Source organism: Methylotuvimicrobium buryatense, from assembly GCF_005931095.1.
Lineage (GTDB): Bacteria > Pseudomonadota > Gammaproteobacteria > Methylococcales > Methylomonadaceae > Methylotuvimicrobium > Methylotuvimicrobium buryatense.
The window spans coordinates 2,099,006-2,114,914 of sequence record NZ_CP035467.1; the positions used below are offsets into that span (position 1 = coordinate 2,099,006).

Consider the following 15,909-nt stretch of genomic DNA (forward strand, 5'->3'; position numbering starts at 1 on the left):
AGGGATATTGTGGTATGTTACGCGAAAAACACCGAATAATAAAAATTTAGGTATTGCGAGGCTGTATATGAATTTAAAACCAATGGTGATCCGTTTGGCGATGCCGGTATTGCTGAGTTCTGTGGTCGGATGCGCGTCGGCGCCCGCATCTAGGATAGATGAGAGTGATCCGTGGGAAGGCTTTAACCGGAATATTCAAGTCTTTAACGATAACTTGGACGAGTATGCCATGAAGCCTCTTGCCAAAGGTTATCAATGGATTACTCCGACTTTTGTTGATCAGGGGGTTACAAACTTTTTCAGTAATATCAATGATATAGGCGTTACCATTAACGATTTGTTGCAATTTAAATTGGCTCAGACCGGATCGGATGGCGCTCGTTTTCTTGTGAATACGGTGGCGGGTATCGGCGGTTTGTTTGATATCGCGACAGAAATCGATTTGCCGAAGCATAATGAGGATTTCGATCAAACTTTAGCGGTTTGGGGCGTGCCGTCAGGTCCTTATTTGGTATTGCCGCTTTTTGGCCCGAGTTCTGTCAGAGGCGTTTTCGGCCTTGTCGGCGATGCCGCGATGAATCCGATTAGTTATATCGATGGCGGTATTGTATCAGGGACCTATGGTGCTATTGGGGGCGGTCTATTTGTATTGAATACGGTCGATACTCGCGCCGATAATTTAAGCACAATGAGAATTGCGACAGAAGCCGCTGTGGATCGATACGAATTCTTTAAAAATGCCTATATACAACAACGGGAATATCTGATTTTGGACGGGAATGTGCCCGAAAACGATTGGGATCTCGATGTTGATTTTAACAATTTCAACGGCGAATAAACCGAACCGGATGAGATTTAACTGAAGCGACTTGGAGAAAAGAGGCCATGGTCAAAATTCTTGCCTTTTCCGGCAGCGCTAGAAAAGATTCCTATAATCAGAAAATAGTTGAGATTGCTGCAGGTGGAGCTCGGCGTGCGGGTGCGGAAGTTACTTTGATTAATTTAGCTGATTTTGAAATGCCTATTTTCAATGAGGATCTCGAAAAAAAAGAGGGAATGCCGGCGGCGGCTCGCGATTTCAAGTCGCTTCTAATCGTACACGACGGTTTTTTAATCGCATCGCCTGAATATAATAGTGCATTTAGTCCATTATTAAAGAATGCAATAGACTGGGCGTCACGCCGGGAGGGTGATGAGTTGCCTCTGCTTGCATATCGCGGAAAATTAGCGACAATTATGTCCGCTTCGCCTGGGGCCTTGGGTGGTTTGAGGGGCTTGGTGTTTTTAAGGTTGTTGTTGTCCAACATCGGTGTAACCGTTCAATCCGGTCAACAAGCGATAGCCAATGCTGCAAAAGCATTTAACGATGACGGTTCATTGGTCGATTCCGTTCAACAAGAAGCCGTCATCGATTTAGGCGTTGACTTAGCTCGGACACTGGAAAAATTAAAATCTACGGGATAGCGAATGTAATTCTTGACCGCCGGGCTCTAATGTACCTTAAAAGCTTGCCATCCATGGACTAGCTTCCTCAGTCCCAGCAATTCCCAATTTGGGGATCAAAAAGGGTGTGGGGTGTGCTTGGCGAGGATGTCGGCAGCAGGGCAGATTTTTGCTCCATGCAAAATCTGCATTCACGCCATCCTTGGCGTTCGAGCTGCCGCCAAGCCCCCATGGATGGGTTTACGGCGTTCCTCGACAGGCATACCCCACACCCTAAGATCGGCGAAAATGCTCAAACTGGGAATTGCTGCCTCAGTCCATGGCGAAATGACGGGTTACTCTTAACTTAATGGCATTGACGCAAAGCATGGGAACGATGATAAATAGGGGTGTTATTTGTCACGAAATCCTAGGATTTATTTTGGATTGCCCCAGCTATCGTCACTTCGGAAATTGGCCGAACGTCATCCATCTCAGTTTCTCGATTTAGTAATGGAGATAATGTCGGCTCCAGCGATTTGACAATTTGCACCGGTAGCGAACTGGTGAATCGGTAGTTTTCCGCGTCGGGTCCTTTGACATAAGCGGTAATGACGCCAAAGAATCGATCGCCAAGGAAAAATGCAAACGTTGCGGCGCGGCTGATGAATTTCGACTCGATCAACCGTCCTCGTTCTCCCCATATCTGACGCCGATGATCGCCGGTACCTGTTTTTCCGCCTATTGCGATCGGTTTGACATCGGTGTCTTTGTAGACCCCTCTTAAGCGTGTTGCCGTTCCTCCTTCGACGACGCCAATCAACGCATCGCGGGTTACTTTGGCAATTTCGGGCGCAAAGACGCGCTGGCCATGAGCCGGTTGTCGAATCATGATGGTTTCATAGGGTGTGTCTTTTGCGAAATGAAGGTTTTCAAAACGAACTAAAGGTTGCCTGATTCCGTCGTTTTGTAGAATACCCATTAGCTCTGCCAATGACGCCGGACGGTCTCCCGATGCACCTATTGCGCTGGCATAGGAAGGCGTCAAATAACTGAAAGGGTAGCCCGTTTTTTGCCAGGCACGATGAATTGAAGTAAACGCTTCGATTTCCAACAATGTCATAATTCGCCGTTGTTGAGCACTGGCACGGCGACTCTTAAATAACCAGCGATAAACTTCCTGGCGTTGCTCCGTGCTGGCTTCTAGGATTTCTTCTCTTGTTGCGTTAGGGTGTTGGGCTAAATAACTCACCAACCAAAGTTCGAGCGGATGAATTTTGGTGATGTAACCTTGATCCTGTAAGTCGAAATTGGCGGGAGAATATTTTTCGTGCAGTTTTTCGATTTTTTCATTGCCAAGTGCGGAAGCAGGTAAGTTTTTTTTCAGAAACTGTTCCAGCGCATCGATACTCGCCTCGGGATGAATCGATTGGTAGAGCATAGAAAATCGGGATGCTTTGGCGTAAACGCGTTTTGTCAGCATGGCTAGCGCTTCTTCTGGCGACTTATCTTGATATTTTGCGTAGAACCGGCGCAAATATATACGTCCTTCGCGGTCCGCAAAGCGTTGGAGATATTCCTGACGGCGAGGGTCGTCCGGAATTTCCAGCCATCGTGCGACGCCTCCCGGTTTGTATAGATGATGATAGACGACTTCGCGCATGAGTCGTATGAAGACTAAATTGACAGAGTCGCGCAGGGCATCGCGAACCGATAAGATTTTTTCGTTGTCTATCCGGCTGAAATTGCTAAAACGATGGATACCGCCCCCGGTATAAAAACTTTCTCCCGGGCTTGCCGAGAAACGCCTGTCGAGGGCCCGGTTTAATAAATCTTCCAATTGTATATTAGGGTTGGCGCGAAGTTGATGGATTACCCAGGCGGAAATGTAATCGCGAGAATGCAGTTCGATTTTGTTCAAATCGGAAACGGGTGTGTTTTTGTAAAGTTCGTAAACGTTGGTCACTAGTTCAAGATAATGAACCATCGTTCTGAGTTTAGCCGTAGAGCCTAGGTCGATCTTGATGCCTTCATTGATGTCCAGCGGTTGATCATAATTATCGGTTTGTACGCGCAACAGGTTGCCTTTCGGGCTTCTCTCGAACAGCATCAAGCTGTAAATAATAGGCGAGGGATCGTTGGCCTCATTTAGCAATCTGAAACCGATGGCGCCCGCTGCTCGGGCGCCTTCTATTTCGCTCAAGCGTCTAAGCGCTTGGCCGACCGCTTGCTGAGTATCAAAATCGATTGACGATTTTGCGGTCAAGTCAATTCGGTCTAATTCGTAAATCGAATGAACACCTAGCGCTTTAGCTAATCGTGTTCGGAGAACGGCTTGGGTCTTTTTTTCGGCCATGAATTTGGCCGGTTCTGAATTTTCGCTTGGCGGGCGGGTGACGGATGCTTGTAATGCGGCATCGCGTAATGATTTGGAAATTAGACCTTGTTCGGCCATGACTCTTAGATAGCTGTCAGTAAGATTTTGTAAGGCGTTGAAACCGGTCTTAGAACCAAGTAGATGCGATGGTCTGCGTTGCGATAGAAGCAAGCTAAGCACTTGCCGGTAGGCTTTGCCTTGCTCGGGGCTGATTGCTTGTTCGGGCTCGAAGGCGCTTGAAGCGAGTAGGCGATTGATTTCTTCAAAGTTCGCGCCGTACCAGGCCGATAATCCATCGCCCAAACCATGAATCTCACCTAATTTAGGCGTCGCAGCCAGCGGCATTGAGTTTAGATAAGAAAGCGCGATTTGTTTTCTCATTTCTCGGGTATCGGGTCCCAATAAATAAGCGCGTAACGAAGCGCTGACCATTTGTTGCAGTTTATCTTTTATCGAGCGGGTATAGCCGTCCGGTGAATGGCGATATTTTTCCAACTGAGTCGCCAGGGTGCTTCCGCCCGGTACGTTGATGTTTGAGCCGAATTGCTTAGCAATAAATTGAATGCCGGCGAATCCTAGTCGACTCCATTCAACAGCCGGATTGACCGTGGGGAATTTATCATTGAGTAATTCCCTATTTTCAATAAACAACAAAGTGTTGAGAATAATCGGAGGAATCTCATCGAAATGAGCATATCCGTAAGTCGGATAGTGAGTGCTGAATAATTCGCGGTCTTTGTAATCAATAATTCGAAGACCTGCTTGGGTTTTTTCTTGGTATATGGGGTTGAGGCCGTATTGGTTCAATTGCAACATCATATCGGAGGAGCTTGCCTGCGCCGATATCTTGAAATCATTGTTTTCCAGACGGGAGATCATGTCGGGTAACGATGTGTACCCGAGTCGCCGATCGTAAGGGCCGTCAGCAGGAAAGCGGATCGACGAACTGGCGCCGGGTTCGAGCTTGAAGCTTAATTGTTCGGTAATCTCGGAAAGATAGCGGGCTTGATAGCGTGAGGTTTCTATTTCTTCCTTGACTAAGATGACAAAGGAATAGCTTAACCATGCCGCGCCGGTCCAAAAACTCAATACCAATAACCGGCGAATTTTCAGTTTAACATTTCGCATCTTCTCTGGTTACCTTGTCAGTCAGATTTTGTTGAATTGGGGCGTCCAAGTGTTGGATAGGTCGACATTTTTAAGTGAGATGATCGTCAATAACTGATAGTAAACCCTTTATCCATCACGCACTTAATTATAAATTAATGCAAAGAGGCATTTTTTAATTGAAAGTTCAGTTGCAATAACCGGAGTTACTAAAATAATCCGAACGGTCGAATGGTATTTTGATCGGAGAGTATAGCGATAGCTTTGCAGTAAGTAAAAATTGTTAATGACCAAATAGCGATAATTTCGTAGAATTAGCACAGTTTTGTCTTTCTGTAACGGGATGGGCCTTGTGCGGCTCCTCCCGTTTTGCACATTTGAGGTAGCAGATTTTGAGTAAACCCGCATTACTGGTATTGGAGGATGGATCGGTTTTTAATGGCGTATCCATCGGAGTGGACGGTTGTTCCGTTGGAGAAGTCGTTTTTAATACTTCCTTGACTGGATATCAGGAAATTTTGAGTGATCCATCTTACGCGCGTCAAATCGTAACATTGACATATCCGCATATCGGCAATGTCGGGACCAATGCTGAAGACGATGAGTCTTCGAGCGTTCGTGCCAGCGGCTTGGTTATTCGGAATTTACCGTTGCAGGCTAGTAATTGGCGATGTGAGAAAACCTTGCAGGAATATTTGATCGACCGTAATGTGGTCGCGATTGCCGAAATCGATACGCGCAAACTGACCCGCTTGTTACGCGATAAGGGTGCTCAGCGCGGTGCCGTTATTGCTGGCGATAACGCTGATGTCGAAATTGCCAAAAAAGCGATAGCCGCTTTTCCCGGCCTTAAAGGCATGGATTTAGCCAAGATAGTGACTGTCGATAAGTCATATGAATGGACGGAAGATGTTTGGGATCTCGACAAGGGGTATCAGTCGGCGACCAATTTGACCAAGCATGTCGTCGCTTTTGATTTCGGAATTAAGCGCAATATCCTGAGGTTGCTTGCCAATCGAGGCTGCAGAGTAACCGTAGTTCCTGCACAGACACCTGCTGAGAAAGTATTGGCAATGAATCCGGACGGCGTGTTTTTATCAAACGGCCCCGGCGATCCGGAGCCATGCGATTATGCGATCGAAGCGATAAAAAAGATTCTCGATACCAAGGTGCCTGTTTTCGGTATTTGTCTCGGCCATCAATTATTGGCCTTAGCCAGCGGCGCAAAAACCGAGAAAATGAAATTCGGGCATCATGGAGCGAATCACCCCGTTCAAGATCTTGCGACCGGGCGGGTTATGATCAGTAGTCAAAACCATGGTTTTGCGGTCAACGAAGCGAGTTTGCCGATTCATTTAAAAGCGACTTTTCGTTCGCTTTTCGATGGCAGTCTGCAAGGCATAGAGCGAACCGATTGTCCGGCTTTCGGCTTTCAAGGGCATCCTGAGGCGAGCCCGGGACCGCAGGATGTCGAAAGCTTATTCGACCGTTTCGTCGACATGATGAACCAAGCCAAAACGCACTAAACCGCCACCGACATAGAATTAGTTAAAAAATGCCAAAAAGAAGCGACATAAAATCGATTTTATTATTGGGCGCAGGCCCTATTGTTATCGGACAAGCTTGCGAATTCGATTATTCCGGCACGCAAGCGTGCAAGGCATTGCGCGAGGAAGGTTACCGAGTCATTTTGGTCAATTCCAATCCGGCGACGATCATGACCGACCCGGATATGGCCGATGTGGTCTATATCGAACCGATCGACTGGCAAACCGTCGAAAAAATCATCGAAAAAGAGCGTCCCGACGCAATATTGCCGACGATGGGCGGGCAGACCGCGTTGAATTGTGCGTTAGCGCTCGACAAGCACGGCGTCTTAGAAAAATACGGCGTGGAAATGATCGGTGCGACCAAAGAAGCGATCAATAAAGCCGAAGACCGGGAGTTGTTCAACCAGGCGATGCGTAAGATCGGCTTGGAAGTCGCGAAATCCAAAACGGCACACACGATGGAAGAAGCGCTGGCCGCGCAACAGGAAGTCGGCTATCCGACAATTATTCGTCCGTCTTTTACAATGGGCGGTAGCGGAGGCGGAATTGCCTACAACAAAGAGGAATTCATTGAAATTTGCGAGCGCGGATTGTATTTGTCGCCGACCAATGAATTGCTGATTGAAGAGTCCGTGCTGGGCTGGAAAGAATTCGAAATGGAAGTCGTGCGCGATTCGAAAGACAATTGCATTATTGTCTGTTCGATCGAAAACTTCGACCCGATGGGCGTTCATACAGGAGACTCGATTACTGTCGCCCCGGCGCAAACCTTGACCGACAAGGAATATCAAATATTGCGCAACGTTTCCTTGGCCGTCTTGCGAGAAATCGGCGTCGATACTGGTGGGTCGAACGTACAGGTTGCTATCAATCCGGAAAACGGACGGATGGTCATTATCGAGATGAATCCGCGCGTTTCGCGGTCGTCCGCCTTGGCATCGAAAGCCACCGGTTTTCCGATTGCGAAGGTTGCTGCGAAACTCGCGGTCGGTTATACATTGGACGAGCTGCAAAACGAAATCACCGGCGGTGCTACGCCTGCCTCGTTTGAGCCCACGATCGATTATGTCGTGACCAAAGTGCCTCGGTTTACCTTCGAAAAATTCCCGCAAGCCGACGATCGACTGACGACACAAATGAAATCGGTCGGCGAAGTCATGGCGATCGGACGCTCGTTTCAGGAATCGTTGCAAAAGGCCTTGCGTGGGCTTGAAGTCGACAAGACCGGTCTTGATGAGATTGTCGATTTAAACGCCGAGGATGCGAAGGAAATTCTGCTTAGAGAAATGCGTCACCCGGGTGCGGAGCGTCTATGGTATGTCGCCGATGCGTTTCGCAGCGGTATGTCGCTTGAAGAAATACATGATATTTGCAAAATCGACCCCTGGTTTCTAGCGCAAATCGAAGACTTGCTGATTTCCGAAAAATCGCTGTCAACCAAAACCTTGGCGACTTTGGAAGAGGGAGAGCTCTATCGTTTGAAGCGTAAAGGGTTTTCCGATGCCAGGCTGGCAAAATTACTCGATACCAGCGAGTCGGAAATTAGAAATGCTCGACATAAAAATAATATCCGTCCGGTTTATAAACGCATAGATTCGTGCGCGGCCGAATTTTCATCCGATACCGCTTATTTATATTCGAGTTACGATGAAGAGTGCGAGGCGAGAGTCAGCGACAAGGATAAAATCATTATTTTGGGCGGCGGTCCGAATCGAATCGGGCAGGGCATCGAGTTCGATTATTGCTGCGTGCATGCCGCATTGGCCTTGCGCGAAGACGGTTATGAAACGATCATGATTAACTGCAACCCGGAAACCGTTTCGACCGATTTCGACACCTCCGATCGCTTGTATTTCGAGTCGTTGACCTTGGAAGATGTCTTGGAAATCATTCACCTCGAACAACCGAAGGGCGTGATCGTTCAGTACGGCGGACAGACTCCGCTGAAATTGGCGCGCGCGCTCGAGGCCGCCGGGGCTCCGATTATCGGTACGTCTCCCGATTCGATCGATTTGGCCGAGGACAGAGAACGCTTTCAAAAATTGTTGGAAAGATTGGGTTTGAAACAACCGCCCAATGCAACGGCGCGTTCGGTCGAGCAGGCGATTATTTCGGCAAAGGAGCTCGGCTATCCTTTAGTAGTTAGACCTTCTTATGTGCTAGGTGGCCGGGCAATGGAAATCGTTGTCAATGAAGAAGGTTTGCAGCGCTACATGAAAGAGGCTGTTAGTGTTTCGAACGATTCGCCGGTCTTGCTGGACCGGTTTCTCGATGATGCGGTTGAAATGGATGTCGATGCGATTTACGATGGCGAACGAGTGTTGATTGGCGGATTGATGGAGCATATCGAACAGGCGGGCGTTCATTCGGGCGATTCGGCTTGCTCGATACCGCCATACGATTTGCCGGCGGTTATTCAAGATCAGTTGCGCGAACAAGTCGCTAAAATGGCGGAAGCGCTTGGTGTGAGGGGATTGATGAATACCCAGTTTGCAATTCAAGGCGATGATATATATGTACTTGAAGTCAATCCTCGGGCATCAAGAACGGCGCCGTTCGTATCCAAAGCAACGGGTTATCCGTTGGCCAAAATCGCTGCTCGTTGCATGGTTGGTAAATCTTTAGTTGAGCAGGGTATTACAGAAGAGCGTATACCTTCGTATTATTCGGTCAAAGAAGCGGTGTTTCCTTTCGTTAAATTCCCTGGTGTCGATCCCTTATTAGGACCGGAAATGAAGTCGACCGGTGAGGTGATGGGTGTTGGAAAAACTTTTGGCGAAGCATTCGCCAAATCGCAACGTGCCGCCGGTGTAGATTTAAGTCAAAGCGGGAAAGTATTGATTAGTATTCGTGATGCGGATAAAGCTAAACTGCCTGAATTGGCTAAAATGCTGGTTGCGAAAGACTATCAAATCGTCGCGACTCGAGGTACGGCTAGAGTCTTGAAAGAAGCCGGTATCCCTTGCGATGAAGTCTTCAAAGTCAACGAAGGTAGGCCAAATACCGTGGATATGATCAAAAACGACCAAATTCAATTGGTCGTCAACACCACTGATGGCAAGAAAGCTATTCACGACTCATTCACGATGCGAAGAGAAGCACTGCAGCATCGTGTAACTTATTACACTACGATGGCTGGTGCGCGTGCCGCGTGTTATGCATTGGGAGAATTGGCGGCGGGAACCGTGACTAGCTTGCAAGAACTTCACAAAAGCTTAATCGATGCCGATTAATCACTCGTGTCTCTCAACAAGCTGAAAGATCTCTGTCAGTTTCCATCGTGAGCTGACAATTTTTTTAAGCGTCACATTGGCTTATTGCAACAAGTCATATGCCGACTCATTCCGAATTTTTTACCAGGCAAATTATTTTTGCTCGGGAACTAAAATAAATTAAAGGAGTTGTATCCATGAATAAAGTACCTCTAACAGTCACCGGAGCCAAAAAATTACGAGAGGAATTAGACGAACTGAAATCCGTGGTGCGTCCCAGAATTATCAAGGCCATTGCTGAAGCGAGGGAGCACGGAGATTTGAAGGAAAATGCCGAATATCATGCAGCGCGCGAACAGCAGAGTTTTGCCGAGGGGCGCATCGCCGAGATCGAAGGCAAGTTGTCCAATGCTCAAATTATCGATGTCACTAAATTAGATGCCAACGGTAAAGTCGTATTCGGTGCAACCGTTGAAATCGAAGAGCTTGAAAGCGGTGATACCGTTACTTATCAAATCGTAGGCGAAGACGAAGCCGATATCAAAGCCGGTCGTATCTCCGTCGGCTCTCCGATAGCACGGGCCTTGATAGGTAAAGAAGCAGAGGATGTGGTCATCGTCAAAGCGCCAGGCGGCGATATAGAATACGAAATCCTTTCGATTCAGTATATTTAACGATCGTGTGAAACGGCGGGCGGTTTGTGCGTTGCCCGCTCATACGCTTATTTCTCCGGATTTAATCGATGAATAACAAGAATCTGGCCTATGCTTTGAACGAAATCGGCTCCGGTTTGTGTGCAAATTTCCTGTTGTAGCTTTTTTCGATCGTCGCGTTCGGCGCGTATTTTTACTTTAATGAGTTCATGACTATTGAGCGCAATATCCATTTCAGCCAAAACGCCTTGCGTTAAGCCTGAATGGCCTATTATGACAACCGGTTTCAGGCTGTGGGCTTGGGCTTTGAGTTGTTTTCTTTCGGCAGGGGTCACTCTGTGTTTCCTTAGCTATAAATAAAACGCGAATTTTACACGATTTCCGATATGGCACGAAGCAAAAGCAGTAGTCGCTGGTTACAGGAACATTTTCACGATGAATACGTCAAAATGGCTCAAGCGCAAGGATGGCGATCTCGTGCAGTATTCAAGTTAATTGAAATACAAGAAAAAGACGGCATCATAAAACCGGGAATGAATGTCGTCGATTTAGGCGCGGCACCGGGCGGCTGGTCTCAATATGCCAGACGCATTATCGGAAAAAAAAATAAAATTATAGCTCTGGATATATTGCCGATGGATCCATTGGAAAATGTCGATTTTATTCAAGGAGACTTTCGGGAACTGGCAGTGTTGGAACGGTTGCAAAGCCTGTTGGCCGGAGCGACTGTCGACTTGGTTATGTCGGATATGGCACCGAATATGACCGGCAATAAAGGTGTTGATCAGCCTAATTCCATGTATTTATGCGAACTTGCGCTTGATACTGCGCGCTCGATTTTAAATCGCGGCGGTTCATTTTTAGTCAAGGTTTTTCAGGGGGAAGGATACGAAAGTTTTCTTAAAGATGCCCGGCAAAGTTTTTCATCGGTTACGATCAGAAAGCCGAAAGCCTCCAGACCAAGAAGCAATGAAGTATATATTTTAGGGAAAGGGTTTAAATAAGCTGATTGAGTCACCATGTTAATGAATGAGAGTGGCGAAAATCAATAACAACGATCAGGAGTGCAGATTCCTGATACAATTGCAATGTTTTTAAACCGAGGGCCTGATAAGGTCAGAGGCTAGTAACTTGAACGATATGTTAAAAAATGTAATTTTATGGGTTGTCATCGCCGTCGTATTGATGTCGGTATTCAACAATTTCGCTCCGCGTGGAGATCGCGGCGATCTTACGCTGTCTTATACGCAGTTCATACAAGCGGTTAAAATGGGGCAGGTTCAACAGGTTTCAATCGATGACAATGTCGTCAAGGGAAAAATGCAAACCGGCGAGACGTTTCGCACCTATGCGCCGAACGATCCACATTTAGTCGATGATTTGCTCGAAGGCGGGGTCGACATTAAAGCACTACCGCCTGAACAACCTTCCTTCTTAATGCAGCTTCTGGTTTCATTTGGTCCTATCTTGTTGTTGATTGCGGTTTGGGTCTTTTTTATGCGCCAAATGCAAGGCGGAGGCGCTGGCGGAAGAGGAGCTATGTCTTTCGGTAAAAGCAAGGCGCGTATGCTCGAGGAAGACCAGATCAAAGTGACATTCTCCGATGTTGCAGGATGTGACGAAGCCAAGGAAGAGGTTGCCGAGATGGTCGATTTTCTAAAGGACCCCGCTAAATATCAAAAACTCGGCGGAAAAATACCGCGAGGCGCATTGATGGTGGGTCCGCCCGGGACCGGCAAAACGTTATTGGCTAGGGCCATTGCCGGTGAAGCAAAAGTGCCGTTTTTCACCATCTCCGGTTCCGATTTTGTCGAAATGTTCGTCGGTGTCGGCGCGTCTCGAGTTCGCGATATGTTCGAGCAGGCAAAAAAACATGCGCCTTGCATTATCTTTATCGATGAGATTGATGCCGTGGGTCGCCAACGCGGCGCTGGATTAGGCGGCGGGCATGACGAACGCGAACAAACCTTAAATCAGTTGTTGGTCGAAATGGACGGTTTTGAAGGGAACGAAGGGGTTATCGTGATCGCCGCGACCAACCGTCCGGACGTATTGGATAAAGCCTTGTTGCGCCCCGGGCGATTCGATCGCCAAGTCACGGTCGGTTTGCCCGATGTGAAAGGACGGGAGCAGATTCTGAATGTTCACATGAAGAAAGTTCCTGCTGCCGATGATGTCGTGATCAAATATATAGCGCAAGGCACGCCCGGTTTTTCCGGTGCAGATTTGGCTAATTTGGTTAACGAAGCCGCCTTGTGTGCGGCAAGAACCAACAAGCGATTAATCAGCATGGTCGACTTGGAAAAGGCGAAAGACAAGATCATCATGGGTGCGGAGCGCCGCTCGATGGTGATGAGCGAAAAAGAGAAAAGAATGACGGCTTATCATGAAGCCGGGCATGCCATTGTCGGTCGTTTGGTGCCTGACCACGATCCGGTCTACAAGGTAAGCATCATGCCGCGTGGGCGCGCCTTAGGGGTGACGATGTTTCTTCCTGAAAGCGATCAATACAGCATTAGTAAACGTAAACTCGACAGCATGATTTCGAGTTTGTATGGCGGACGAATTGCCGAGGAAATGATTTTCGGTTGGGAGGAAGTCAGCACCGGCGCATCCAATGATATCGAGCGTGCGACCGAGTTGGCCAGAAACATGGTTACGAAATGGGGCTTGTCGCAACGTCTCGGTCCTTTGGCTTATAGTGAAGAAGAAGGCGAGGTGTTTCTAGGTCGGTCTGTTACGCAGCATAAGTCGGTTGCCGAGGAGACTTCGCATACGATCGACGAAGAAATTCGCTCGATTATCGATAGGAACTACGAGCGTGCAGAAAAAATTCTGAAAGAAAACGAAGATATTTTACATGCGATGGCCGAGGCTTTGGTGAAGTATGAGACGATCGACAAAGCCCAACTCGACGATTTGTTGGCAAGGAAACCGGTTAGAGCACCACAAGGCTGGGAAGATCCCTCGCCACCTCAAGGTGGTATCAAAGTGGACGGTCATGCCGATGCTAAAGATTCCGAGTCGCCATTAGGCGATGCCGCCGAACAAGGCCAATAATCTTTTCGGAAACAAGTGAAAAGGAGAGTCGGTGACGGCTCTCCTTTTTTATACCCATCGCACTTCAAATTTCGGCATTGACGCATGGAGGCGCCGGGGTGTTCGGCAAAGGCTTTGACAGCAGGGATACTGTCACAGAGCCTACATGGGCGTATTAACGGTGTCCTTTGACGGACCCCCGGCGCCGAAATTTGACCAGCAAAGGGTATATTATACTTATGCCACATCAAATTTCGGCACTTCAGCACCGTCTCCCTTTGGAAGAAGGCTAGGAAGCGGGGATAAAAAACCGAAATTTGATGTGCGAACACTATATTTTGAAACAAGCATGCTTTTTAACGAATAAGTAACAAACGGGCTTAAATATGAAGGAAAAAAAATATTTTGGAACCGATGGCATTAGAGGAAAAGTGGGTGAGTATCCGATAACGGCTGATTTTTTGCTCAAATTGGGCTGGGCAACCGGGCGTGTATTCGCAAATGAAGGGCACGGCTTCGTATTGGTCGGAAAAGATACCCGAATTTCAGGATATATGTTCGAATCGGCTCTCGAAGCGGGATTAACTGCTGCCGGTGTCGATACGCGTTTATTGGGACCGATGCCGACGCCGGGGGTAGCCTATTTGACACGAACTTTGCGCGCCCAGGCGGGTATCGTCATCAGCGCATCACATAATCCTTACTATGATAACGGCATTAAGTTTTTTTCAGTTGAGGGAACGAAATTACCCGACTCCATGGAGAAAAAAATAGAGCATTACATTGACTCGCCGATGACGACGGTTGACTCGGCTAAACTAGGTAAAGCCAATCGTGTTGGAGATGCGGCAGGCCGGTATATAGAGTTTTGCAAAAGTACGATTCCGACTTGGATGGACTTTAACGGTCTCAGAATCGTAGTCGACTGTGCCAATGGCGCGACTTACCATATCGCACCTCACGTTTTTAGCGAAGTAGGCGCTGAAGTCGTTACGATCGGCGCCGAACCGGATGGGCTGAATATCAATGAAGAGTGCGGGGCCACGAAGACCGAAAAATTGGTTTCGACTGTTCTTGCCTATCGGGCCGATTTCGGTATTGCGCTCGACGGTGATGGAGATCGGTTGATCATGGTCGATCATAAGGGTGAAATCGTCGATGGCGACGAATTAATTTATATCATCGCTAAATCGAGATTAAATGCTGGAGTCCTAAAAGGTCCGGTGATCGGTACCTTAATGACCAATCTCGGTATGGAGCATGCGCTAAAAAGCTTAGGCATCGAATTGTTTCGAGCAAAAGTCGGAGACCGTTATGTCATGGAAATGCTTGAAGAGAAGAAGGGTATTTTAGGGGGTGAAAATTCGGGGCATATCATTTGTCTAGACAGAACGACGACAGGCGACGGTATCGTGGCGGCTTTACAAGTCATGGCCGAAATGAAAACCAGCGGTAAGACGCTGCATGAGCTTAGGTCCGGAGTTCGCATGTATCCTCAAGTTCTGATTAACTTGAGAACCGATATCAAAATCAATCCCGATAATCACGAAAAAATACAAAAAGCGGTTAAGGATGTCGAAAAAATATTGGGTGCTAACGGTAGAGTCTTGTTGAGAGCCTCAGGAACCGAGCCTTTGATTCGTGTAATGGTGGAAGGAGTCGACGAAGCGTTGGTGAATAAATGCGCTAACCAATTAGCCGATGAGGTTAAGAAAGCAATCGATGCTTGAACAAGTTTCGATAAGCATATATCATACGCAGCTTAATTTTGGATGGAGAGGGAGAAATTATGCGTCAAACACTCGTGGCTGGAAATTGGAAAATGAATGGCTCTAAAGCGGCCACAGAATCATTATGCAAAGCCATCATTGCCGGACTTAACTCATCCGATACCGGAATCGTAGTTTGTGTTCCTTATGTTTATTTAGCCGATGCAGCCAAATTAACGGAAGGCACCCCTCTTGATCTTGGCGCACAAAATGTTGCCGATCAAAGTTCTGGCGCATATACCGGAGAAATTTCAGCATCCATGCTGAATGAATTTAATTGCAAATATGCAATCGTCGGTCACTCCGAACGTAGAACTTATTACGGCGACACCAACGAATCGGTCGCATTACGTTATTCTCAAGCTCAACAACAAGGGATCATTCCTATATTGTGCGTTGGCGAAACATTAGAGCAACGTGAAAACGATCAAACGTTTAGCGTCATCGATGAACAGCTCGATGCGGTTTTAAGTGCGGCAGGCATCGAATCTTTCAGTAAAGCAGTCATTGCTTATGAGCCGGTATGGGCCATCGGTACAGGAAGAACTGCCTCTGACGAGCAAGCTCAGGAAGTTCATCAGTATATCCGTCAAAAGTTTGCTGCAAAAAATCAAGCGATCGCCGACCAACTGCAAATTTTGTATGGTGGCAGTGTTAAGCCGGACAACGCTAAAGGCTTATTTGCAATGCCTGATATCGACGGCGGATTAATCGGCGGCGCATCACTCGATGCCGAAGGTTTTTTGAAAATATATAGCGCATCTAAATAATCACAGCAAA

11 protein-coding genes are annotated in these 15,909 nt (G+C 47.5%); 9 read left to right on the plus strand and 2 right to left on the minus strand.

Translation table 11 applies throughout. From position 1 onward, the window contains the following. The first annotated feature begins 67 nt into the window (after positions 1 to 67). Together EQU24_RS09460 and EQU24_RS09465 are read left to right on the plus strand one after the other, a co-directional pair. Positions 68 to 838, plus strand: coding sequence for an MlaA family lipoprotein (locus tag EQU24_RS09460; RefSeq protein ID WP_040575505.1), 771 nt, complete (start codon positions 68 to 70; stop codon positions 836 to 838). A gap of 47 nt (positions 839 to 885) precedes the next feature. After that, positions 886 to 1,464: an NADPH-dependent FMN reductase gene (locus EQU24_RS09465; RefSeq protein ID WP_017839729.1), complete on the plus strand. Its 579-nt coding sequence runs from the start codon at positions 886 to 888 to the stop codon at positions 1,462 to 1,464. Positions 1,465 to 1,852: 388 nt separating this feature from the next. Here EQU24_RS09465 and EQU24_RS09475 read toward each other — a convergent pair whose 3' ends face one another. Further along, complete coding sequence (locus tag EQU24_RS09475) at positions 1,853 to 4,927, minus strand: transglycosylase domain-containing protein (RefSeq protein ID WP_017839728.1); 3,075 nt, start codon at positions 4,925 to 4,927, stop codon at positions 1,853 to 1,855. Positions 4,928 to 5,298: 371 nt separating this feature from the next. Between EQU24_RS09475 and carA the strand changes: the two genes are divergently transcribed. The 3 genes from carA to greA all read left to right on the plus strand — a co-directional run bounded on the left by carA (position 5,299) and on the right by greA (position 10,342). Continuing rightward, positions 5,299 to 6,432 (plus strand): glutamine-hydrolyzing carbamoyl-phosphate synthase small subunit, encoded by a 1,134-nt coding sequence (carA, locus tag EQU24_RS09480; protein ID WP_017839727.1) that lies wholly within the window; start codon positions 5,299 to 5,301, stop codon positions 6,430 to 6,432. Positions 6,433 to 6,461: 29 nt separating this feature from the next. Next, positions 6,462 to 9,689 carry a carbamoyl-phosphate synthase large subunit gene (carB, locus tag EQU24_RS09485; protein ID WP_017839726.1) on the plus strand — a complete coding sequence of 1,076 codons (3,228 nt, stop codon included), beginning with the start codon at positions 6,462 to 6,464 and terminating at the stop codon, positions 9,687 to 9,689. A gap of 176 nt (positions 9,690 to 9,865) precedes the next feature. Further along, entirely contained in the window at positions 9,866 to 10,342 is a 477-nt protein-coding gene (gene greA / locus EQU24_RS09490) for a transcription elongation factor GreA (protein ID WP_017839725.1), read from the plus strand. Positions 10,343 to 10,389: 47 nt separating this feature from the next. On the opposite strand, the gene EQU24_RS09495 is transcribed toward greA, so the two are convergent. Then, on the minus strand, positions 10,390 to 10,656 hold the full coding sequence (locus EQU24_RS09495) for a YhbY family RNA-binding protein (protein WP_017839724.1): 267 nt from the start codon (positions 10,654 to 10,656) through the stop codon (positions 10,390 to 10,392). Between the two features lie 51 nt (positions 10,657 to 10,707). On the opposite strand from EQU24_RS09495, the gene rlmE reads away from it, so the two are divergent. From rlmE to tpiA, 4 genes are all read left to right on the plus strand, one after another. Next, entirely contained in the window at positions 10,708 to 11,325 is a 618-nt protein-coding gene (rlmE, locus tag EQU24_RS09500) for a 23S rRNA (uridine(2552)-2'-O)-methyltransferase RlmE (RefSeq protein WP_017839723.1), read from the plus strand. A 136-nt stretch (positions 11,326 to 11,461) separates the two neighbouring features. Continuing rightward, positions 11,462 to 13,381 carry an ATP-dependent zinc metalloprotease FtsH gene (gene ftsH, locus EQU24_RS09505; RefSeq protein ID WP_017839722.1) on the plus strand — a complete coding sequence of 640 codons (1,920 nt, stop codon included), beginning with the start codon at positions 11,462 to 11,464 and terminating at the stop codon, positions 13,379 to 13,381. A gap of 365 nt (positions 13,382 to 13,746) precedes the next feature. Next, positions 13,747 to 15,090, plus strand: a complete 1,344-nt coding sequence (glmM, locus tag EQU24_RS09510; RefSeq protein ID WP_017839721.1) for a phosphoglucosamine mutase — start codon at positions 13,747 to 13,749, stop codon at positions 15,088 to 15,090. 59 nt (positions 15,091 to 15,149) lie between these two features. Continuing rightward, positions 15,150 to 15,899, plus strand: coding sequence for a triose-phosphate isomerase (gene tpiA, locus EQU24_RS09515; RefSeq protein ID WP_026130060.1), 750 nt, complete (start codon positions 15,150 to 15,152; stop codon positions 15,897 to 15,899). The last annotated feature ends 10 nt before the right edge of the window (positions 15,900 to 15,909 follow it).

Bases quoted from the DNA above. Each gene is read 5' to 3' on its own strand.
- EQU24_RS09460 (WP_040575505.1), top strand. From the start codon at position 68: ATGAATTTAAAACCAATGGTGATCCGTTTGGCGATGCCGGTATTGCTG.
- EQU24_RS09465 (WP_017839729.1), top strand. From the start codon at position 886: ATGGTCAAAATTCTTGCCTTTTCCGGCAGCGCTAGAAAAGATTCCTAT.
- EQU24_RS09475 (WP_017839728.1), bottom strand. From the start codon at position 4,927: ATGCGAAATGTTAAACTGAAAATTCGCCGGTTATTGGTATTGAGTTTT.
- carB (WP_017839726.1), top strand. From the start codon at position 6,462: ATGCCAAAAAGAAGCGACATAAAATCGATTTTATTATTGGGCGCAGGC.
- greA (WP_017839725.1), top strand. From the start codon at position 9,866: ATGAATAAAGTACCTCTAACAGTCACCGGAGCCAAAAAATTACGAGAG.
- rlmE (WP_017839723.1), top strand. From the start codon at position 10,708: ATGGCACGAAGCAAAAGCAGTAGTCGCTGGTTACAGGAACATTTTCAC.
- ftsH (WP_017839722.1), top strand. From the start codon at position 11,462: ATGTTAAAAAATGTAATTTTATGGGTTGTCATCGCCGTCGTATTGATG.
- glmM (WP_017839721.1), top strand. From the start codon at position 13,747: ATGAAGGAAAAAAAATATTTTGGAACCGATGGCATTAGAGGAAAAGTG.
- tpiA (WP_026130060.1), top strand. From the start codon at position 15,150: ATGCGTCAAACACTCGTGGCTGGAAATTGGAAAATGAATGGCTCTAAA.